At 67.1% G+C, this 19,825-nt stretch carries 18 protein-coding genes; 7 read left to right on the top strand and 11 right to left on the bottom strand.

Features of this window, described 5'->3' with window-relative positions:
- The first annotated feature begins 13 nt into the window (after positions 1-13).
- The 3 genes from purF (at position 14) to E0504_RS19880 (ending at position 2,661) form a co-directional block, all read left to right on the top strand.
- Positions 14-1,486: an amidophosphoribosyltransferase gene (gene purF / locus E0504_RS19890; protein ID WP_131625463.1), complete on the top strand. Its 1,473-nt coding sequence runs from the start codon at positions 14-16 to the stop codon at positions 1,484-1,486.
- Positions 1,487-2,209, top strand: coding sequence for an SDR family NAD(P)-dependent oxidoreductase (locus tag E0504_RS19885; protein ID WP_131625462.1), 723 nt, complete (start codon positions 1,487-1,489; stop codon positions 2,207-2,209).
- A 104-nt stretch (positions 2,210-2,313) separates the two neighbouring features.
- The gene (locus E0504_RS19880; RefSeq protein WP_131625461.1) at positions 2,314-2,661 is read left to right on the top strand and encodes a PilZ domain-containing protein; all 348 of its coding nucleotides are present in this window, start codon (positions 2,314-2,316) and stop codon (positions 2,659-2,661) included.
- Between the two features lie 2 nt (positions 2,662-2,663).
- On the opposite strand, the gene E0504_RS19875 is transcribed toward E0504_RS19880, so the two are convergent.
- The 3 genes from E0504_RS19875 to E0504_RS19865 are packed head-to-tail and all read right to left on the bottom strand — an operon-like array spanning position 2,664 to position 6,518.
- Positions 2,664-3,827 carry a serine hydrolase gene (locus tag E0504_RS19875; RefSeq protein WP_131625460.1) on the bottom strand — a complete coding sequence of 388 codons (1,164 nt, stop codon included), beginning with the start codon at positions 3,825-3,827 and terminating at the stop codon, positions 2,664-2,666.
- Complete coding sequence (locus tag E0504_RS19870; protein ID WP_131625714.1) at positions 3,827-5,110, bottom strand: cyclopropane-fatty-acyl-phospholipid synthase family protein; 1,284 nt, start codon at positions 5,108-5,110, stop codon at positions 3,827-3,829. Before E0504_RS19870 ends, E0504_RS19875 begins: the two co-directional genes overlap by 1 nt.
- 37 nt (positions 5,111-5,147) lie before the next feature.
- Positions 5,148-6,518, bottom strand: a complete 1,371-nt coding sequence (locus E0504_RS19865) for a deoxyribodipyrimidine photo-lyase (protein WP_131625459.1) — start codon at positions 6,516-6,518, stop codon at positions 5,148-5,150.
- A gap of 41 nt (positions 6,519-6,559) precedes the next feature.
- Between E0504_RS19865 and E0504_RS19860 the strand changes: the two genes are divergently transcribed.
- Positions 6,560-7,354, top strand: a complete 795-nt coding sequence (locus E0504_RS19860) for a phosphatase PAP2 family protein (protein ID WP_131625458.1) — start codon at positions 6,560-6,562, stop codon at positions 7,352-7,354.
- Here the strand turns inward: E0504_RS19860 and E0504_RS19855 are convergent.
- The 3 genes from E0504_RS19855 to E0504_RS19845 all read right to left on the bottom strand — a co-directional run bounded on the left by E0504_RS19855 (position 7,314) and on the right by E0504_RS19845 (position 11,556).
- Complete coding sequence (locus tag E0504_RS19855; protein WP_131625457.1) at positions 7,314-8,267, bottom strand: metal-dependent hydrolase; 954 nt, start codon at positions 8,265-8,267, stop codon at positions 7,314-7,316. The genes E0504_RS19860 and E0504_RS19855 overlap by 41 nt on opposite strands.
- A gap of 171 nt (positions 8,268-8,438) precedes the next feature.
- A complete protein-coding gene (locus E0504_RS19850; protein WP_131625456.1) occupies positions 8,439-9,536 on the bottom strand; it encodes a 2-oxoacid:ferredoxin oxidoreductase subunit beta in 1,098 nt (365 codons plus the stop codon).
- A 1-nt stretch (position 9,537) separates the two neighbouring features.
- On the bottom strand, positions 9,538-11,556 hold the full coding sequence (locus tag E0504_RS19845; protein WP_131625455.1) for a 2-oxoacid:acceptor oxidoreductase subunit alpha: 2,019 nt from the start codon (positions 11,554-11,556) through the stop codon (positions 9,538-9,540).
- 172 nt (positions 11,557-11,728) lie between these two features.
- Between E0504_RS19845 and E0504_RS19840 the strand changes: the two genes are divergently transcribed.
- Together E0504_RS19840 and E0504_RS19835 are read left to right on the top strand one after the other, a co-directional pair.
- On the top strand, positions 11,729-12,685 hold the full coding sequence (locus E0504_RS19840; RefSeq protein WP_131625454.1) for an alpha/beta hydrolase: 957 nt from the start codon (positions 11,729-11,731) through the stop codon (positions 12,683-12,685).
- Positions 12,686-12,713: 28 nt separating this feature from the next.
- On the top strand, positions 12,714-13,151 hold the full coding sequence (locus E0504_RS19835) for an RNA pyrophosphohydrolase (protein WP_373693918.1): 438 nt from the start codon (positions 12,714-12,716) through the stop codon (positions 13,149-13,151).
- Positions 13,152-13,167: 16 nt separating this feature from the next.
- On the opposite strand, the gene E0504_RS19830 is transcribed toward E0504_RS19835, so the two are convergent.
- From E0504_RS19830 to E0504_RS19810, 5 genes are all read right to left on the bottom strand, one after another.
- Positions 13,168-13,674 carry a tetratricopeptide repeat protein gene (locus E0504_RS19830; protein WP_131625452.1) on the bottom strand — a complete coding sequence of 169 codons (507 nt, stop codon included), beginning with the start codon at positions 13,672-13,674 and terminating at the stop codon, positions 13,168-13,170.
- A gap of 71 nt (positions 13,675-13,745) precedes the next feature.
- Entirely contained in the window at positions 13,746-14,927 is a 1,182-nt protein-coding gene (locus E0504_RS19825; RefSeq protein ID WP_131625451.1) for an RsmB/NOP family class I SAM-dependent RNA methyltransferase, read from the bottom strand.
- Positions 14,928-14,946: 19 nt separating this feature from the next.
- Complete coding sequence (gene guaB / locus E0504_RS19820) at positions 14,947-16,410, bottom strand: IMP dehydrogenase (protein WP_131625450.1); 1,464 nt, start codon at positions 16,408-16,410, stop codon at positions 14,947-14,949.
- Positions 16,411-16,470: 60 nt separating this feature from the next.
- On the bottom strand, positions 16,471-17,970 hold the full coding sequence (locus E0504_RS19815) for a M28 family peptidase (RefSeq protein ID WP_131625449.1): 1,500 nt from the start codon (positions 17,968-17,970) through the stop codon (positions 16,471-16,473).
- Between the two features lie 46 nt (positions 17,971-18,016).
- Positions 18,017-18,772: a 3-hydroxybutyrate dehydrogenase gene (locus E0504_RS19810; protein WP_131625448.1), complete on the bottom strand. Its 756-nt coding sequence runs from the start codon at positions 18,770-18,772 to the stop codon at positions 18,017-18,019.
- A gap of 124 nt (positions 18,773-18,896) precedes the next feature.
- On the opposite strand from E0504_RS19810, the gene E0504_RS19805 reads away from it, so the two are divergent.
- The gene (locus E0504_RS19805) at positions 18,897-19,751 is read left to right on the top strand and encodes a neutral zinc metallopeptidase (protein WP_131625447.1); all 855 of its coding nucleotides are present in this window, start codon (positions 18,897-18,899) and stop codon (positions 19,749-19,751) included.
- Positions 19,752-19,825 lie beyond the last annotated feature (74 nt).

Genomic DNA, 19,825 nt, shown 5'->3' with positions numbered 1-19,825 from the left:
CAACGCCCAGCCGATGATCATATCTCATCCGTTCTACGACGCGGACGGCGACAAGCTCCGCGAGGAATGCGGCGTATTCGGTGCGATCGGCGCGCCCGATGCCTCGGCGATGACCGCGCTGGGCCTTCACGCGCTGCAGCACCGCGGCCAGGAAGCGGCCGGCATCACCAGCTTCGACGGACAGGAATTCTATTCGCGGCGCGGCACCGGCCACGTGGCGGAGAACTTCTCCACCTCGGAAGCACTGGCCGAATTGCCCGGGATCATGGCCGCCGGGCACGTGCGGTATTCCACCACCGGGGGCGCGGGTCTGCGCAACGTGCAGCCGCTGTATGCGGATCTTGCCGCCGGCGGTTTTGCAGTGGCCCACAACGGCAATATCTCCAACGCGAAGACCCTGCGTGACGAGCTGGTTCGCAAGGGCGCGATCTTCCAGTCGACCTCCGACACCGAGGTGATCATCCACCTCGTCGCGACCAGCCGCTATCCGACAACGATAGACCGTCTGATCGATGCGCTGCGCCTGGTCGAGGGCGCATATTCGCTGATCGTGATGACGCCCGAGGGCATGATCGCCTGCCGCGATCCGCTGGGCATCCGGCCGCTGGTGATGGGCAAGCTGGGCGACGCCACCGTGTTCGCCAGCGAAACGGTCGCGTTCGATGTCATAGGCGCAGAGTTCGTGCGCCAGGTCGATCCGGGCGAGATCGTGCGGGTGGATTTTGACGGCAAGGTCACTTCGCTGCAGCCGTTCGGTCAGGTGCGGTCGCGTCCGTGCATCTTCGAACATGTCTATTTCAGCCGGCCCGATTCCATCTTTGACGGACGGAGCGTGTACGAAGCGCGCAAGTCGATCGGGCGCGAGCTCGCGCTCGAAGCGCCGGTCGAGGCCGACCTGGTGGTGCCGGTGCCGGACAGCGGGGTGCCCGCCGCCATCGGCTATGCCCAGGCATCGGGGGTCCCGTTCGAACTGGGCATCATCCGTTCGCACTATGTCGGGCGCACCTTCATCCAACCGGGCGAAGGCGCGCGTCATTCCAGCGTGAAGCGCAAGCACAACGCCAACCGCGGACTGGTGGAAGGCAAGCGGATCATCCTGATCGACGATTCGATCGTCCGCGGCACCACCTCGATGAAAATCGTCGAGATGATGCGCGATGCCGGCGCCACCGAAGTCCACTTTCGGGTCGCCAGCCCGCCCACGGCGCATTCATGCTTCTATGGCGTCGATACACCTGAGCGATCCAAGCTGCTCGCGGCGCGTATGGACATCGAGCCGATGCGCGAATTTATCAAGGCCGACAGCCTGGCCTTCGTGACCATCGACGGGCTTTATCGCGCGGTCGCCGGGGAAAGCCGCGATCCGGTGCGGCCACAGTACTGCGATGCCTGCTTCACCGGGGATTACCCCACCACGCTGACCGACCTCGCCCAGCGCGAGATACGCGAAACGCAGCTACCCTTCCCCATTCACAAGGTTGCCTGAATGAACTCCGATTTGCCGCTCGCCGGGCGCGTTGCGCTCGTCACTGGTGCGAGCAAGGGGATCGGCGCGGCCACCGCCAAGGCGCTGGGTGCGGCGGGTGCGCACGTTGTGCTCACCGCCCGCGACGTCAAGGCGCTGGAGGGCGTCGAGGACGCAATCCACGCCGCCGGAGGGACCGCGACCATCGCGCCGCTCGATCTGTCCGAACAGGACGGGGTGTCGCGCCTGGCCGCCGCGCTGGCGCAGCGTTGGGACAAGCTCGATATCCTGGTAATCAACGCGGCGTACCTGCCGTCGCTGACCCCCGTGACGCAGATGGAATCCAAGCAGTTCGGGCAGGCGCTGACAGTCAACGTGCTGGCAACTCAAGCGCTGATCGCCGCCTTTGATCCGCTGATGAAGCGCGCAGGCAACGCCCGGGTCATTGGGGTGACCAGCTCGGTCGGCAGCGTCCCACGCGCGTTCTGGGGCGCGTATGGCGCGAGCAAGGCGGCGTTCGAGGTCATCCTCGATTGCTACGCCGCTGAGGTCGAGAAGCTGGGCGGGACGCGCGTGGCGATCGTCGATCCGGGCGCCACCCGCACCGCGATGCGCGCGCGCGCCTATCCGGGAGAGGACCCTGCGAGCGTCAAGCCGCCCGAGGATGTCGCAGCCGGGATCGTCGCGCTGGTGCAGAGGGACTTTCCGACGCGGCACCGTGAACGGATCGGCGCAACCGGTTAACCACTTCCGCCAGCAAAGCGGAAACCAGCCTTCGGCAGAAGTTACAAAGCCTGGCCGCGAACCGTGCGGTGAGGCTGTTGGTTACGTGCACCGAGGGTACTGGGATGATCCATACGCAAGACCCCTATTCGCTGGCAGCGCAGGAAGACCGCTGCTCACCCCGCACCAAACTGTCGATCCCGGCGCAGTTGCGCGCTTCCGGCGGGCGCCCGGTCCGCACGGTGGTGCATGATCTGTCGATCTCCGGATTTTCCGCGGCGGCCATCAACCGGATGCACCTGGGTCAGCTGTGCTGGCTGACGCTCCCCGGTCTGGAATCGCTGCAGGCCGAGGTGGTCTGGTGGGACAACAGCATCGCCGGTTGCGCTTTCGCCGAGCTGCTGAGCCCGATCGTGCACGACAACATCCTCGCCCGTTACTCCACCGGCGGGGTGTTCCGGCCGATCGCCTGAGCCTAGCGGCCGCTGGCGGCGATGACCTGATCCAGGAGCGCGCGGCGGCTGGCCGATAGCGGCTTGCCAGTCGCCGCCGGCCAGTTCGAGACGATCGCGATCACCAGCCGCCGGTCAGGCACGATCGTGATCGACTGGCCGAAGATGCCCTGCGCGCCAAAGCTTGCGCCGGGGTAGGTCCACCACTGGAACCCGTATCCGTTGCCGTCGCCAAATTCGACCTGCGGCGCGCCCGCACTGGCGAACCAGCCGACCGGAACCGCCGACTGTCCGCCCTCCAGCGCGAACTGGCCCATGCGCGCGTAATCCGACAGGCGGATCGACAGGCAGCACCCGCCGATATTGTTCCCGGTGAGATCGGTCATCCAGAACAGCGGCCCTGCAAAGCCTGCCGGATCGACGATCTTCTTCTTGGAGTAAGCGGCCAGCGACTGTCCCGTCGCGGCGGTGACCAGATCGCCCAGCAGGTTGGTCTCCAGCGTCTTGTAGACCCACTTGCGCCCCGCCGGCGCCTCTCGCGTGAGCTGCCGGGCATAGGTGATCGCCTGCGATTCGCCCGCCACCGGCGCGACCAGCAACATCCGGGCAACGTCGCTGGCGGGATCGGTGTAATCCTCGTTCCACTTCACCCCGGACGTCATCGTGGCCAGCTGCTCGACACTGACGCCGTCATATGCGGTGCCCGCCAGCTTGGGCAGATACTTGGTCACGGGATCGTCCATGCTTGCGATGAAGCCGTCTTTCACCGCCGCCCCCAACAAGGTTGAGGTGAAGCTTTTCGCGACCGAGAAGCTGGTCCAGCGCCCCTGCGGTCCGAACCCAAGCCCGTACTTTTCGTACCGCACCCGGCCATCCTGCAGCACCATTATGCCCGCAGCGCCGGAACTGGCCAGGTACGCATCCAGCGCAGCCGCGGTGGCAGCATCGTACGGGCTACCCGCGGGCAGATTGCGCACGTCAGTGGCCGCGGCGACTTCGTGCCCGGCGAAAAAGTCCTCCATCCTGCGGAAGCGATCGGACCGGGTCGCGTCGTTCCAGAACAGCACCTGCTGATCCTGCAACGGCACCTCTGCCACCGGCTGGCTCATCCGCACGGGTGCGTCTGCCGGCACGGTCGCACACGCGCCGAGCATCGCTGCTGCAAGCAAGAGGACAAAGCGCCGCATCACAATTCCTTCACAAGGGTGACCTGGTGGACATCGATCCCGCCGCCGCGGAACCCGCCCTCGCAGTACATCAGATAATAGCGCCACAGGCGCACGAAGCGATCGTCGAACCCGGCAGGCAGCCGCCCTTCTGTCACCGCGAGGTCGAACTGGTCGCGCCAGATGCGCAGGGTCTCTGCATAATCCAGCCCGAAATCGTTCTGGTCGGTCCAGGCGAGTCCCCGCTCCTCGGCCAGGCGGCGGAACTCGCTGGTCCGGATCAGCAGTCCGCCTGGGAAAACATACGCCTGAATGAAATCGGCGCTGCTGGCATAGGCATCGAACAGCGAATCCTTCATCGAGATGAACTGGATCGCCGCCCGTCCCCCCGGCTTCAGGTTGCGCGCCATGCAGTCCATGAACGTGGGCCAGTATTCCCGGCCCAGCGCCTCGACCATTTCGACGCTGACGATCGCATCGTACTGCCCGTGCGCATCGCGGTAATCCTGCTTCAGGAACCGGGGGTTGGCCGGATCGATGCTTTTCGTGCGACAGAATGCGAGTTGCTCGTCCGACAGGCTGATCGCATCGACCCGCGCGCCCATCGCCGCCGCGGCGTGCGCCAGCATTCCCCAGCCGCAGCCGATTTCGAGCAGGCTGCCGGCCTGGTCCGCGCGCACCCGGTTGAGCATCGCGGTGACCTTGGTCAGTTGCGCGTAATCGAGCTCGGTCAGGAACTGCTCAGCCTGCGACGGCCCCTCACGCTCGCCGAACAGCGCGCTTGAATAACACATCGATTGGCCGAGCCACTGGGCGTAGAAGTCGTTGCCCAGATCGTAGTGCGCGTGGATGTTCCGCTCCGCCCCGGCATGGGTGTTACGGTTGAGCCAGTGCGCGAACCTGGCCGCAAGCCGGAACGGCCCCCGCGCCCGCGCAGTTTCTCCCAGCGCATCTCCGTTGGCCATGAACAGCGCGAACAGCGGAACGGGATCGGGGCTGGTCCATTCGCCCGCCTCCCATGCCTGGTACCAGCCGATCGATCCATTGGTCGCCAACCGGACGAGCGCACGCCAGTCACGCAGGTCCACTTCCGCGACGAACCCCGGCGCGCGTCCGCCCAGCATCCGCGTGCTGCCATCGGGCAGCCGGCCCATGATGGTGCCGCTCTCCAGCCCGGCGTCGATCCGGTCGAGTAACTTGTGGAAGCCCGGCGCGATCAGGCGCGCGACCCAGCCCGGGCTGCGCTCAAACCGCGCACCCGCCGACAACAGGCTTGCGCCCCGGCCTATCCCCTCTGCCCTCATGCCGCTGTTTATGAACCGTATCCTGCGTGGGGGCAACCTAGGACCGGCTCGTGCGATACGCCGCCAGCGCGCGCTCGCGGGCCTCGCGGTGGCCGATCAACTTGGCGGGATAGTCACCCCGCAGCCGATCGGGCGGATCGTGGATCTGCGCGTCATCCAGGTGCGCCAGTTCGGGCACGTAGGCGCGGATGTAGTCGGCAGCGGCGAACTTTTCGCTTTGCGTCAGCGGCGCCATGATCCGCACGAACATGTTGCTGTCCACCCCGGTCCCGGCGACCCACTGCCAGTTCACAGCGTTGTTGCCGTAATCGGCATCGACCAGCGTATCCCAGAACCACCTTTCGCCCGCGCGCCAGTCGATCAGCAGGTGTTTCACCAAGAAGCTGGCGGTGATCATCCGCACCCGGTTGTGCATCCACCCGGTCTGCCACAGCTGCCGCATGCCGGCATCGACGATGGGATACCCCGTGCGCCCGCGCTGCCAGGCGGTGAGATCGCGCCGCGCCTCCGCACCCGTCCGCCACAGGCCATCGTAACCGTTTCGATAGCTGCGCGTGCCGTAATCGGGGAACTGGTCGATCACGTTCTGAGCATAGTCGCGCCAGACCAGCTCCTTGGCGAAGGTGCTCCACCCGTCGGATGTCCGACCGGAAAGCATGTGCCACACCTGCGCGGGAGAGATTTCTCCCCAGTGCAGATGCGGCGACAGCCGGGACGAACCATCCGTCGACGGCAGGTTGCGCGCGTCCGTATAGTCGGCGACCGAATCAGCCCATTCGGCCAGCCGGTCGTGCGCCGCCGCTTCGCCCACCTGCCAGAACTCCCCCAGCCCGCCCGACCAATCGGGCGCGGAAGGGAGCAGGTCCCAGCTGCGAAGCTCGTCGCCCGCCGGCCACTGGGCCGGAGCCGCTAGGCGCTCCGGCGTCGGAAGCGGGTCGTGCGGCGGCATCTGCGCCAGCACAGCTTTGGCGAACGGCGTGTATATCTTGTACGGCTCGCCCGACCCGGTCCGCACCGCGCCCGGCGGCAGCAGATAGTTGCCGTCGTACAGCGTAAGATCCAGCCCCTCCCCGAGTTCGGCCTCGGTTTGCTGCCACCATGGTTCGTAATGGCGGACAGCGTGCACCTGGACCGCGCCGGTCTCCTCGGCGAGCCGCGCTATCTGTTCGGCGGCGTTTCCGCGTCGCAGGACCAAGCGGGAACCGAGCGCCTCCAGATCCCGTGCCAGGCTGGTCAGCGAATGGTGCAGCCACCAGCGCGACGCCCCGCCCAGGGCGAACTCGCCCGCCGCGTCATCATCCAGTACATAGACCGGCACCACCGGCCCAGCCCTCGCTGCGGCGCATAGCGCGGGTTGGTCCGCCAGGCGCAAGTCGCGGCGAAACAAGACGATCTGAGGCAAACTCATGCTGACCGGAACCGCGCGTGCTTGCTGCTGGTTCCTCCGCCATGTCCAATCCCGACACCGTGCACCCGCAAGAGCATCCGATCCCGGCCCAGGCGATCCGACTGCCGCAGCGAGGGTTCACGATCAATCGCCGTAAGGCGCTGCTGGCCGCCGGCATTCTGTGGCTCGGCTTCGCGGTCATGGTCTGGCTGGTGCTGGCCGGCCGGACGGGGGCGTTCGACGAAATGGGTCTGCTGGCGGCGCGCCGCGAAGGCAACCTGGACTTTGCCGGATCGCACCTGATGCTGGAGATCGTCCGGGACACGACGGCCCTTGGCGGGGTCTTTCTGCGCAACCTGTTCGCCGTCGGAGCGGTGGTGGCGCTGCTGTTTCTCGGCCTGCGGCGCGAGGCGGTGCTGTTCGCCATGACGGTGACCGGCGGATGGATCACCAACACCGCGCTCAAGGGCATCGTCGGCCGCGATCGGCCCCAGATCGTGCCTCACCTGATGGAGGCCGGCGGCGAAAGCTTCCCGAGCGGACACAGCTTCAACGCGGCGGTTGTCTACATTGCGATGGCGCTGGCCTTCGCATCGATGAGTTCGCGGCACTCGGTGCGCTGTACGATCGTCGGCAGCGCGATGGTGCTAAGCGCGATGATCGCGTGGAGCCGGGTCATGCTCGGCGTCCACTTCCCGAGCGACGTCACCGCGGGCTGGCTTGGCGGCGCCGGCTGGGCCTTTCTGGCTGCGGCGTTGCTGTACAAGCCGGCCAAGGCCGCAGCGGACAGTCAGGTGGCCGGAACGCTCGATCCGGCTACAGCTGCTCACAGCGGACATTCGGCAACGCAACGGTGAACCGCTCGCGAGCGCGCGGGTCGTAGTAGCGCGCGTCGCGGATGAGCACCGAGCCGTTGGGGGCGCGTTCGGCGAAGGGTGCGCGCGACCAGAATAGGAAGGCGTCGAGGTCACTGTCGGTCTGCCTTAATTTCTCGGTGTCAGGCCATGCACATCGAAGCGAAGGAACTACCAGTTCGTGACGCTCGGCTCGCTGCCTCTCGAGCAGAGCCCCATGGAATGTAAACCAAACATCCCGGTCACGGCCAACAATCTGTTCTCGCTGCCAGAAAGCAAACGGTAGCGGGCTCGATATGTACTCCGCGCCTACCACAAGTTGATCGCCATACGTGGCGCGGTCGTACGCTGTAATGGCTGCGTTAACAGCAATGTAAGCCAACCCCACTGCAATCGCGATCCGCGCCGGGCGCATCCATTCTCCGCCCCGCCGCTCCCGCCGCAGCGAAAACCACATCGCACCGCCCATCAGCGCCCACAGCCACACGTCGATGATGAACAGCACGTCGCCATAAAACCACCGGCTGGAGAACGGTTCGAGCAGGCGGATACCGTAGACGTTGAGCCAGTCGAGCGCGGGGTGAGTCAGCGTGGCGAGCAGGCTGAGGGCATAGAGCCAGCCGAAGTGCACCGGCAGCCGCCCCTCCGGCCGCTTGCCGCGCCCCGATTGCCAGCGGTCCCACCACCACAGCGATAACGCCAGCAGCAGCGGCAACACCACCCAGGCGATCGGACCGTGAGTGATCCCGCGACGGAAGGCGAGGTGCTGCACCCCGTCGAGCCACAGGAAGCAGGCCGCGTCGATGTCGGGAATGTTGGCGCCAATGATCAGCGCCGGCATCGCCAGCCCGGTCTTCCGCTTGAGCCCCGCCTGCCCGATCAGCGCGCCGACCAGGCTGTGCGTGAGGTTATCCATCAGCGCCCGCCGCGGCAGTAGGAAGTGTCACACGTGTCACACTGTTCTGGCGCGAAAATCCCGCCGACCTGCCGCGCACATGAACACGGGCGGAAAGGGGCGCGGCTGGGCATGACGGCACCCTTAAGGGCGCATCGTCGTGTAGGAAAATGCCTGTGTGGAGCGCACCGATCAGAGCGGATCAGCCGCGTCCGGCGCGCCCTGCCCCGGCGGGCGGCTGTCGAACGGTTCGGGGCCGTTGCCCTCGACCGTCCAGCTCTGTCCCTTGCCGAGCAACTTGGCGAGGTTGGCATCCTTGCCCGCGCTCGCCTGCTCCCGTTCCAAGGCCACAGCCGCTTCGAAGGTCGGCGTGGGATCGTCGTAGAGCACGCCCAGCGCCATCGGGAACGGGCCGAACGGCATTTCGACCAGCATGTGCGCGATCGAACGGTTGGTGACATCGTGAACGAGCACGCCGGCCGACTGCCAGTCGCCATCGACAACGGGCACCACCATCAGCCGCAACCGATCGCGGTCGAGCGCGATGCCTTGCATGCCGCCCGGCGACCTGTCGGAACCGAACAGCATCGGCTCCCCGTCCTGCAGCCAGAGCTGGCGATCCTCCGCGCCCTTCGGCTGGGCGAAGTCGTCGAACACATCCTTGTTGTACACGACGCAGTTCTGGAAGATTTCGATGAACGCGGCGCCCTGATGCGCGTGCGCGGCCTTGAGCACGTCCGGCAGGTTCTTCGACACGTCGAACCCGCGTCCAACGAACCTAGCGCCCGATCCCAGCGCGAAAGCGGCGGGACGCGCCGGGTGATCGTAGCTGCCGAGCGGGGTCGAAGGGCTCTTGGTCCCCTCGCGGCTGGTGGGGGAGGACTGCCCTTTGGTGAGGCCGTAGATCTCGTTGTTGAACAGCATGATCTGCATGTTCACGTTGCGCCGCAGCACGTGCATCAGGTGGTTGCCGCCGATGCTGAGGCCGTCACCGTCGCCGGTCACCAGCCAGATGTCGAGTTCTGGATTCGCAAGCTTCACCCCCGTCGCCACCGCGGGCGCGCGGCCGTGGATGGTGTGGAAGCCATAGCTTTCCATGTAGTACGGGAACCGGCTGGAGCAGCCGATGCCGCTGATGAACACGGTGGTCGCGGGATTGGCGCCGATCTGCGGCAGGGTGCGCTGCACCGCCTTCAGGATCGCATAGTCGCCGCAGCCCGGGCACCAGCGAACCTCCTGATCGGTCTCCCAATCCTTCAGCGTGGTCTGGAACGGGGTCATGTCGTTCATGTCAGTTGTCCCGGTCGTGATGCAGGCGCAGGTCGCGCGGCAGGGTGCCGTCGTCGTGCCCGCTTTCGGGGGTCGGCAGCTGCTGGAGATTGGCGGCGACTTCCCCGCCCTCGTTGCCGGGGATGCCGTCGAAGTACTTGCCGATCGCGTCTTCCAGTTCGGCGATCTGGAACGGCTGGCCGCTGGTCTTGGTGAGCGGAGTGGCATCGACCAGATACTGGTCGCGCAGCACCGTCTTGAACTGGCCGGTGTTCATTTCGGGCACCAGCACGTTATCGAACCCACGCAGCAACTCGCCCAGGTTCGCGGGCAGCGGCCAGATGTGGCGCACATGGATGTGGCTGACGGAAAGCCCCTTGCGGCGCGCGCGGCGCACGGCCTGATGGATCGGGCCGAACGTGCTGCCCCAGCCCACCACCGCCAGCGTGCCGCTGGTCTCGCCCAGGCACACGTCCTGGTCAGGCACCGAGACGCCGTCGATCTTGTTCTTGCGCGCGTCGGTCATCGCCTGGTGATTGGCCGGCGAATAATCGATGTGACCGGTGTCGACCGCTTTCTCGATCCCGCCGATGCGGTGCATCAGGCCGGGCGTGCCCGGCTTGATCCACGGGCGCGCGCCCTTCTCGTCGCGCTTGTACGGGAGGATCTCCCCGGTGCCTTCGCCGTCGACCGCATTGCTGGTCGTCATGAAGGTCTTGGGGAACGCGGTGAAGGTGGCCGGGTCGGGCACCTTCCACGGCTCGGCCGCATTGGCGATGTAGCCATCGGTCAGCAGCATGACGGGGGTCATGTACTCGGTCGCGATCCGGCACGCCTCGATCGCGCATTCGAACGAATCGCCGGGGCTGCGCGCGGCGATCACCGGCATGGGCGCATCGCCGTTGCGGCCATAGACCGCCTGGTAAAGATCGCTCTGCTCGGTCTTGGTGGGCAGGCCGGTCGAAGGCCCGCCGCGCTGCGAATTGACGATCACCAGCGGTAGCTCGGTCATGATGGCAAGGCCCATCGCCTCGCCCTTCAGCGCGATGCCGGGACCCGAAGAACTGGTGACGCCCAGGCTGCCGGCATAGCTCGCGCCGATGGCGGCGCAGATCGCCGCGATCTCGTCTTCCGCCTGGAAGGTGGTGACGCCGAATTCCTTGAGCCGCGCCAGGTGGTGCAGGATCGCCGAAGCTGGCGTGATCGGATAGCCGCCGAAGAACATCGGCAGGTCAGCGAGCTGCGCACCGGCGACCAGGCCAAGGCTGACCGCCTCGGCCCCGGTGATCGTGCGGTAGAGCCCGGGATCGCTCGCCACCGGCTCCACGTGAAGCTGCTGGAGTGGTCCTGCGAGCTCGGCGGTCTCGCCATAGGCATGGCCGGCGTCCAGCGCCGCGCTGTTCGCCTCTGCCAGTTCCGGCTTGGTGCGGAACTTCGCTTTCAGCCAGTCATGGATGGGCTCGCGCGGGCGGTCGAACATCCAGAGCGCGAGGCCCAGCGTCCACATGTTCTTGCAGCGCAGCGCGTCCTTGTTGCCGAGGCCGAAGGGCTTCACAGCCTCGACCGTCTGGGCGCTGATGTCGAACGCCAGCACCTGCCACTTGGCGAGACTGTCATCGTCCAGCGGACTGGTTGCGTACTTGGCCTTTTCCAGATTGCGCTTGGTAAATTCGCCGGTGTCGATGATGACCAGCCCACCCGGCTTCAGCGCCTGGAGGTTGGTCTTCAGCGCCGCCGGGTTCATCGCCACCAGCACATCCGGCGCGTCGCCGGCAGTCTCGATCGCGGTCGATCCGAAGTTGATCTGGAACGCGCTGACCCCAAACAGCGTCCCCTGCGGAGCGCGGATTTCCGCCGGGAAATCGGGAAAGGTCGCCAGGTCGTTGCCGGCGAGCGCGGTGGAGAGCGTGAACTGCCCGCCGGTAAGCTGCATCCCGTCCCCCGAATCGCCGGCAAAGCGCACGACGACGGCTTCGGGATTGGCGGCGGCGGCCGGTTGCGACGTGTCGCCGGAAGTCTGGGCAGCGGCTTGGGAAGCCATGGGGTATCCTTGTCACGGCGCCACGCGGCGCTCTTGTCGGCTGGCAGCTAGGCAGCGACCAACTCTCCCACAACCAAGTTTTTCTCCTCCCACGGGAAAATGTCGAGTGGAAAAGCGGGCGGCCAGCGCTAATCATCCTCCAACGCAACCGATTGCATAAAGGGACCCGAGGATGGCCGATACCGAACACTACGTGCGCGATGACGTCCGCGGCTTCCTGGCGATGCTCGAACAGCTCGGCGGTCCGCAGATGGACGAAATCCCGGTCGACCAGGCGCGCGCGGGCTACGTCGCGATGAAATCGCTGGCGGAAGTCGATCCGCGCGAATTGCCGGTGAAGCGCGACCTGTCGTGCCCCGGACCCGCCGGTGAAATCCCGCTGCGGCTGTATGACGCGCGCGACAATCGCGAGGCCAGGCCGGTGGTCATGTTCTTTCACGGCGGCGGCTTCGTGATCGGCGATCTGGAAACGCACGATGCGTTCTGCACCGAGCTGGCGATCGGCCTCGACCTGCCGGTGGTGGCGGTCGATTATCGTCTCGCGCCCGAGGCGCCATTCCCCGCGGCGCCGGAGGATTGCGAGGCGGCGACCCGCTGGGTGGCATCCAACCCCGCCGAACTCGGCCGGCAAGCCACCGGCCTCATCACCACCGGTGACAGCGCGGGCGGCAACCTCGCGATCGTGATCGCGCAGGCGCTGTCCGATCGCCCGGCCGAGGTGCCGGTGATCCTGCAGGCTCCGATCTACCCGGTGGCGAGCGCCGTGGAGGAGACCGGCAGTTTCAAGAGCTTTGGCGAAGGCTTCCTGCTGACCGCCCGGACGATGGGGTTCTTTTCGAGCAGCTACGCCGCCGACCCGCAGGACAAGCGCAACTATCCCATCCTGCACGACAACCATGCGGCCAGCCCGCCGACGGTGCTGATCACCGCCGGTCTCGATCCGTTGCGCGATTCGGGGCGCGAGTACGCCGCGCACCTGATCCAGCACGGGGTCGACGTGATCTACCTGGAGGCGAAGGGCAACGTGCACGGCTTCATCACCATCCGCAAGGCGGTGCCAAGCGCACAGGGCGACGTCGAATCGTTCGTGGCGGCGGTCAAGCTGATGCTGGAACGACACCGTGGCTGAGCTCGGTTACCGCCCATGCGTCGGAGTGATGATGGTAAATCCCGACGGCAAGGTGTTCGTCGGCAAGCGGATCGACACCAAGGAAGGCGACTGGTGGCAGATGCCCCAGGGCGGCGTCGATCCGGGCGAGGATCTGGCTGACGCGGCCTTGCGGGAACTGGCCGAGGAGACCGGTGTCAGCGCGGAGTCGGTGTCACTGATCGGGCGGCTCGACGAGCCGATGCGCTATGACTTGCCCGAAGAACTGATCGGCAAGCTATGGGGCGGCCAGTATCGCGGGCAGGAGCAGGTGTGGTTCCTGGCCCGGTTCAACGGCGCTGAAGAGGAGCTTGACCTCGATCTTCATAGCGAACCGGAATTCTCGGAATATCGCTGGGTCGATCCCGAAGACCTGCCGGACTTGATCGTGCCGTTCAAGAAGCGCGTCTATCGCGCGGTGGTCGAAGGGTTTCGCGCGCTGGTCTGACCCGGCGCGCGGGCGCTCAGTTCTGCTGGGTCACCACCGCGTCGGGCATGACCGCTTCGGCGGTGAGGACGCGCTGCTGCGGCCCCTTGGCGATGGCGGCGGCAAGTTCCGCGGTTTCCGCGCACCGATCGCCGCAGATCGACTGCAGCTTGGCGAGGTTGCGGCGCGCTTTTTCGACCGCGCCCTTCTCCACCAGCGCGGCGCCTTCGCCCGACAGCGCGGCAAGGTTGTCCGGTTCCCGTTCCAGCGCGAGGCGATAGTAACGGATCGCCTTGCCCTGCAATCCATTGAGCCGCGCGGCTTCCGCCAGGTTGAGGAAGATCGGGGTCGCGGCCGGATCGATCGTCAGCGCCGCTTCGAACGCGTCGACCGCTTTCTCAAGCTCACCCGCCGCCAGGTTCGCGCGTCCTTGCGCCACCAGCGCGGCGGCACGCGGATCGGTTACGTGGTCGTTTCCCTGCCCGACGCTGGCGGTCACCGCGAGAACGGCAGCAAGGGCGGCGGCGGGAACGGCGTAACGCATCAGCAACTCCTTCAGGCCCGTCCTTTGATCACGCATCCGTTGTTCAGCGGGCCTGGCCATCGGCGGCATTGTTACCACGGGCGAGTGAGACGTGCGATGAAAAAGCCGTCCGTGCCATCTGCAAACGGTGCCAGCCGCCATCCTTTCCCGCGCGGGCTACCAAGCGGGAGATCGAGCGAGTCGGGCACCCACCCGGGGTGCCGCGCCAGGAAGCTTTCGGCCTGATCCGCTCCCTCGGCGTCGAGCAGCGAGCAGGTCACGAACACCAGCCTTCCGCCCGGACGCACCAGCTGCGCGCCGATGTCGAGCAGCCGCTCCTGCACAGGAACGAACCGGGCGAGGCGTTCGGGGGTCAGCCGCCAGCGCGCTTCCGGATTGCGCCGCCAGGTGCCGGTGCCCGAGCATGGCGCATCGACGAGCACCGCGTCGGCTGTGCCGGCAAACTCGGCCAGCATGGCGAGTTCCTTGCCCGGATCGATCAAGCGCGTCTCGATCATGCCGGCGCCGGCCCGCTCGGCCCGGGGGCCAAGCCGGGACAGGCGATTGCGGTCGCTGTCGGAGGCGATCAGCACCCCGCGATTGTCCATCATCGCCGCCAGCGCCAATGTCTTTCCGCCCGCCCCGGCGCACAGGTCGATCACCGTTTCACCCGGCTGCGCGGCCACGGCCAGACAGGCAAACTGGGAGCCGGTGTCCTGCACTTCCACCAGTCCATCCCGGAAGGCGTCCCAGCTTTCGACCGGCGCGCCCGGTTCCACGCGGAGACCGTTCGGCGCGTCGGTGACGTGCGCGGGAACGGGCAGTTGCACCGTCTCGCGCGCTGCCTTGAGCGTGTTCACCCGCAGATCAAGCGGCGCGCGATCTAGCAAAGCGGCGGCATCCTTCCCGTCGACTCCCGACGCGGCCAACAGCGCGGCAAGCCAGTCCGGCGCAAGACCGCCCCGGGCAACCGGCTCTCCTTCACGGATCGGTGCCGGCCCATGCGCCGAGCCGTCGAACAAACCCGCGATCGCCTCGTCATCGCGAGCCAGCGCGAGCAGCGCGGCGCGGCCGCTGTCAGGAACGGGGCCGGACACCCGGATCGCGCGGTATACCAGCTCGCGCACCGCCCGGCGGTCCTTGGACCCGGCGTAGCGGCGGGCGCGGAAATAGTCCGCGATCAGGCGGTCGGCAGGCGCGCCGTCAGACCGCGCCGCCTCGATGACGGCGTCGAGCAACTCGATCGCCGCCTGAACGCGCGCAGCAGGAGTCATCGGCCGGGCTCGCGCACGGTCATCGGGTCGGGTAGTTCGGCGCCTCGCGCGTGATCGCGACGTCGTGGACGTGGCTCTCTGCGAGCCCCGCCCCGGTGATCCGCACGAAGCGGGCCTTGTCCCGCAATTGCTCTAGCGTGGCGGAGCCGGTGTAGCCCATCGCGGCCTTGATCCCGCCGACCAATTGATGGACCACGTCCTTCGCCGGTCCCTTGTAAGGCACCTGCCCCTCGATCCCTTCGGGCACCAGCTTCAAGGCGGATACGTCCTGCTGGAAATACCGGTCGGCAGACCCGCGCGCCATCGCGCCGACGCTGCCCATCCCGCGATACGCCTTGTAGCTGCGGCCCTGGTACAGGAACGTCTCGCCCGGACTTTCTTCGGTGCCCGCGAGCAACGAACCGATCATCACGCAGGCCGCGCCGGCGGCAAGCGCCTTGGCCGCATCGCCGCTGGTGCGCAGGCCGCCATCGGCGATGATCGGCACGCCCGACCGTGCCGCTTCCTCCGCGCATTCCAGCACCGCGGTAAGCTGCGGCACGCCCACGCCCGCGACGACCCGGGTGGTGCAGATAGATCCCGGCCCGATGCCGACTTTGACCGCGTCCGCCCCGGCGTCGATCAGCGCACGAGTCGCTTCCGCCGTCGCCACGTTGCCAGCCACGATCTGGACCGAGTTAGATAGCATCTTGGCGCGTTCGACTGCGCGCGCCACATCCTTGTTATGTCCGTGCGCGGTGTCGATGATGACCACGTCGCATTCGGCAGCGATCAGCGCTTCGGTACGGGCGAACCCCTTGTCGCCGACTGTGGTCGCGGCGGCTACGCGCAACCGTCCGCTCTCGTCCTTGGTAGCGGCGGGATAGTTCACCGCCTTCTCGATATCCTTGACGGTGATCAGGCCCACGCATTTGTAGGCGTCGTCCACCACCAGCAGCTTTTCGATCCGCCGCTGGTGCAGCAGTCGGCGCGCCTCCTCCTGGCTGGTGCCGAGCGGGACGACAGCAAGGTTGTCGCGCGTCATCAGTTCCTTGACCGGCTGGCCCGGGTTCTCCGCAAACCGCACGTCGCGGTTGGTCAGGATGCCGCACAGCTTGCCTTTGCCATCGGTCACCGGGATGCCGCTGATCCGGTTGGCGGTCATCAGCGCCTGCGCCTCGCCCAGGGTCGCGTCGGGGCTGATGGTGATCGGGTTGACCACCATGCCGCTTTCGAACCGCTTGACCGCGCGCACCGCGGCGACTTGTTCTTCGAGCTCAAGGTTGCGATGCAGAACCCCGATGCCGCCCAGCTGCGCCATGACGATCGCCATGTCGGCTTCGGTCACGGTGTCCATCGCCGCGGAGATCACCGGGATGTTGAGCGCGATCCCGCGGGTGAGCATCGTGCGGGTGTCGGCCATGCTCGGCACGATGTCGCTTTCGCCCGGACGCAGCAGCACGTCGTCGAAGGTGAGGCCAAGGGGGATGTCGTAGTGCGCCACTTCGGTGCTTTCCGCCGGAGGAATGGTGGCGGCCCATCTAACGAGAGTGGCGCCCAGCGGCTAGGGGGCGGCGGGAGTTTTTCCCGCAACGCCCGGCCAGCGTGCCGGATCGGCGAAATGCCGCACGAGCGCTGCGGTCAGCAACAGGTCGTCGGCCGCTCCGCCCAGTTCCACGCCCGCGGGCTCGTCACTCGGCTGGTGATAGTGCTCGGCGGTATAGCGACCGAGCGGGCCCGGCAGAGCGAACGCGCTGGTGACCGACACCGCGGGCACATCGCGCTGCAACAGCGCCCAGCCGTCCTGCCGGCGGACATAATCCTGCGCCAGCCGCTCGTCGCTTTCGCTGCGCCCCATCTGGGCGATCACCTGGAGGATACCGGGATCGAGGCGGGTCAACCCCTTGCCCACGATCGCCACCGGGCTTCCCGCAGGCGCGACCGCGACCGTATCGAGGTTGAAGGCCGCCACGATCGTGTCGAGCGGAATCGGGGGGTTCTCGGCAAACGCCTGCGCGCCGAGCAGGCCCCATTCCTCCGCCGTGGTGGCGAGGAAATAGACATCGCGCTCCAGCCGGGGACCGGCGGCAAGGCGCCGGGCGAGTTCCGTCATGACCGCAAGCCCGCTCGCGTTGTCGACCGCGCCGTTGCAGATGAGATCGGTCGCGGGCGGCTCGGCGCAGGTGCCGAAGTGGTCCCAGTGTCCCAGGACCAGCACCGCGCCGGCGCTGGAACGACGGCCCGGCAACCGCGCGACGAGGTTGTAGGTCCGCACCGTTCCGGGGATGGAGGTGGCCTCGAGCGTGGCCGAAAGATTGAGCGGGGTGGGCCGGAAGTCGTCTTCGCCAGCCGCCCGCAGCAGGGCCGCCCAGCGCTCTTGTCCCACCAGGGTGCTCATGGCCGCGCGCGACAGGTACCCGTCAATGGCCCCGCCATCGTCCGCACCGCCCAGCCGGTAACTGCCACGCCGGCGGTTGGCCGTCAGCCCCGCCAGCTCCCGCTCGTCCATCACCACGGCCAGCACGGCGGAGGCGCCCGCGCTCAGCAGCGCGTTGCGCTGCTCGACCTGCCCTTCGTGATCCCACAGCATGACCGCAACCCGCCCCGCCAGGACCGACCGGTCGAGTTGTCCGCCCGCCGTGCCGACAAACACCACGGGCGCACGTTCCACCAGGCCGCGCTGGGCGCTGGTGAACACCGCTGCGTCGCCAGCGGCCAGCGGAATCGCTCGACCCCCGGCAGTAAACCGCGCAGTGCCGCGCTCCGGCAGGCTAAGCGCCAGCTCCACCGGGGCGAACCACGGGTTGGCGGGATCGTTGGTGCCCGATTCGAGACCCGCCGCCTGCCACTCGCGCGCCAGGTAGCGGAGCGTCTGCGCCTCACCCTCCGTGCCCGGCCGCCGGCCGCCGAACTCGTCGCTGGCGAGAATGCCGATATGCCTGGCCAGCGCCGCCTGGATCGCGGCGTTGTCACGCGACAGCGGCGAGGACGCCGGCGACACGGTGGTGCAGCCGGTCACCGCCAGCAGCACCGTCGCCGGGATCAGCAGCAACGCGGCGCGCATCGTTGGCCCCTGTGCGAGTGTGCGAGGGAGAATTCCCGCTGCCAATCTATTCAGTGGTCCAACCGCCGTCGACGCTCCAGTTGGCGCCGGTGACGTTTTGCGCTTCGTCGCGGCAGAGGAACGTGGCGATCGCCCCGACCTCGTCCGGCTGCACGAACTTCTTGGTCGCCTGTTTCACCAGCAGGACATCGTTGATGACCTGCTCGCGCGTCATCCCGCGCGCCTCCATCGTGTCGGGAATCTGGTTCTCGACCAGCGAAGTCCAGACATAGCCGGGGCTGATGCAGTTGGCGGTGATGCCATGCGGCGCGACTTCGAGCGCCACCGTCTTGGTGAACCCGTCGAGCCCGTGCTTGGCGGCGTTGTATGCGGATTTGAACGGCGAGGCGACCTTGGAGTGCGCGCTGGCGGTGTTGATGATCCGCCCCCACCCCTTCGCCTTCATGTGCGGCACCGCGAGCCGGGTGGTGTGAAACGCCGCCGTCAGGTTCAGCGCGATGATCAGGTTCCACTTGTCGACCGGAAACTCCTCCACCGGCGAGACGTGCTGGATGCCCGCGTTGTTCACCAGGATGTCGACCGGCCCCGCGCCGGCCATCAACGCCGCGCACCCGTCTTCGGTGGTGAGGTCAGCCTTCACGTGCGTGGCGTCCAGTTCTGCACGCAGGTCGGCGATGTCCTGCTCGTCACCAAAGCCGCTCAGGACCACTTCCGCGCCCTCGGCCCGCAGCGCTCGCGCGATGGCCAGGCCAATGCCTGAAGTGGAGCCGGTGACCAGCGCGCGCTTGCCGTTCAGGAACATTGCACCCCCAGAAGAATTGATCGGCCAACGGCCACGACACGTGCCTTCGCGAAGCGCGTGGGCACTGTCCAGCCATATCACGGCTCCGCACGAGAGAACGGGGCGTCACAGCGGGGGAGAGCGCATGCGGCTCAACAGGTTCGATCCATCCAGCATCAACGTCCGCGGTGGCGGCGGCGGCGGTTTCCCCGGCGGCGTGGGCGGAGGCGCCGGTTGCGGCACTATCGTCATCGCGCTGATCGCGGCACTGGTGTTCGGGGTCGATCCGACATCCATGCTCGGCGGAATGCAGGGCGATGGCGCGGGCACAGTCCAGCAGGGTGATGGGTCTGCGCAATCGGTCGAGCAGCTGTGCACGCAGAACGCTTACGCTACCGAAGCGTGCAACGCGCTTCAGTCGCTCGACCAGACCTGGGCGCCTGCGTTCCAGGCCGCCAACATCGAGTTTCGCCAGCCCACGCTCCACTTCTACACCGGGGGCACCCAATCCGGGTGTGGTGGCGCCTCATCCGCCATGGGTCCGTTCTACTGCCCGGCGGACGAAGGTATCTATATCGACACCGGATTTTACGACCAGATGCAGCAGCAACTGGGCGCCGGCGGCGACTTTGCCCGCTATTACGTCATGGCGCACGAGTACGGGCACCACATCCAGAAGCTGACGGGGGTGGCTGACGCAATCCGCAGTGCGCAAAGCCAGAACCCGCAAGGTGCAAATCAGCTGCAGGTGCGCATGGAGCTTCAGGCCGATTGTTACGCGGGCGTGTGGGCAGGCAAGAACCGCAACCTGATCGAGCCCGGCGATTTCGAAGAGGGCATGACCGCGGCGAGCGCTATCGGCGACGACAGGCTGACAGGCGGCCGGGTAAGCTCCGAAAACTTCACCCACGGAACCAGTGCCCAGCGCAGCGCGGCCCTGCGCGCCGGGCTGGAAAGCGGCGACGACACCGTGTGCGACCGCTATGTTCAGGTCGGCTGAGGTGTTGCGCACGCCAATCCTGGCACTCGCCGCGCTGGCGTCTGCTGCCCCGCTAGCGGCGCGAGAGGCGCAGG

It is taken from the genome of Parafrankia sp. BMG5.11, from assembly GCF_004337455.1.
The sequence above is the reverse complement of the archived record's forward strand: the minus strand, read 5'-3'. Positions and strand labels throughout refer to the sequence as shown.

Coding starts and splice junctions, on each gene's coding strand:
- purF (WP_131625463.1), top strand. CDS start 14: ATGATCATATCTCATCCGTTCTACGACGCGGACGGCGACAAGCTCCGC.
- E0504_RS19885 (WP_131625462.1), top strand. CDS start 1,487: ATGAACTCCGATTTGCCGCTCGCCGGGCGCGTTGCGCTCGTCACTGGT.
- E0504_RS19840 (WP_131625454.1), top strand. CDS start 11,729: ATGGCCGATACCGAACACTACGTGCGCGATGACGTCCGCGGCTTCCTG.
- E0504_RS19880 (WP_131625461.1), top strand. CDS start 2,314: ATGATCCATACGCAAGACCCCTATTCGCTGGCAGCGCAGGAAGACCGC.
- E0504_RS19850 (WP_131625456.1), bottom strand. CDS start 9,536: ATGAACGACATGACCCCGTTCCAGACCACGCTGAAGGATTGGGAGACC.
- E0504_RS19845 (WP_131625455.1), bottom strand. CDS start 11,556: ATGGCTTCCCAAGCCGCTGCCCAGACTTCCGGCGACACGTCGCAACCG.
- E0504_RS19860 (WP_131625458.1), top strand. CDS start 6,560: ATGTCCAATCCCGACACCGTGCACCCGCAAGAGCATCCGATCCCGGCC.
- E0504_RS19870 (WP_131625714.1), bottom strand. CDS start 5,110: ATGAGGGCAGAGGGGATAGGCCGGGGCGCAAGCCTGTTGTCGGCGGGT.
- E0504_RS19815 (WP_131625449.1), bottom strand. CDS start 17,970: ATGCGCGCCGCGTTGCTGCTGATCCCGGCGACGGTGCTGCTGGCGGTG.
- E0504_RS19830 (WP_131625452.1), bottom strand. CDS start 13,674: ATGCGTTACGCCGTTCCCGCCGCCGCCCTTGCTGCCGTTCTCGCGGTG.
- E0504_RS19855 (WP_131625457.1), bottom strand. CDS start 8,267: ATGGATAACCTCACGCACAGCCTGGTCGGCGCGCTGATCGGGCAGGCG.
- E0504_RS19865 (WP_131625459.1), bottom strand. CDS start 6,518: ATGAGTTTGCCTCAGATCGTCTTGTTTCGCCGCGACTTGCGCCTGGCG.
- E0504_RS19805 (WP_131625447.1), top strand. CDS start 18,897: ATGCGGCTCAACAGGTTCGATCCATCCAGCATCAACGTCCGCGGTGGC.
- E0504_RS19825 (WP_131625451.1), bottom strand. CDS start 14,927: ATGACTCCTGCTGCGCGCGTTCAGGCGGCGATCGAGTTGCTCGACGCC.
- E0504_RS19875 (WP_131625460.1), bottom strand. CDS start 3,827: ATGCGGCGCTTTGTCCTCTTGCTTGCAGCAGCGATGCTCGGCGCGTGT.
- E0504_RS19810 (WP_131625448.1), bottom strand. CDS start 18,772: ATGTTCCTGAACGGCAAGCGCGCGCTGGTCACCGGCTCCACTTCAGGC.
- E0504_RS19835 (WP_373693918.1), top strand. CDS start 12,714: ATGATGGTAAATCCCGACGGCAAGGTGTTCGTCGGCAAGCGGATCGAC.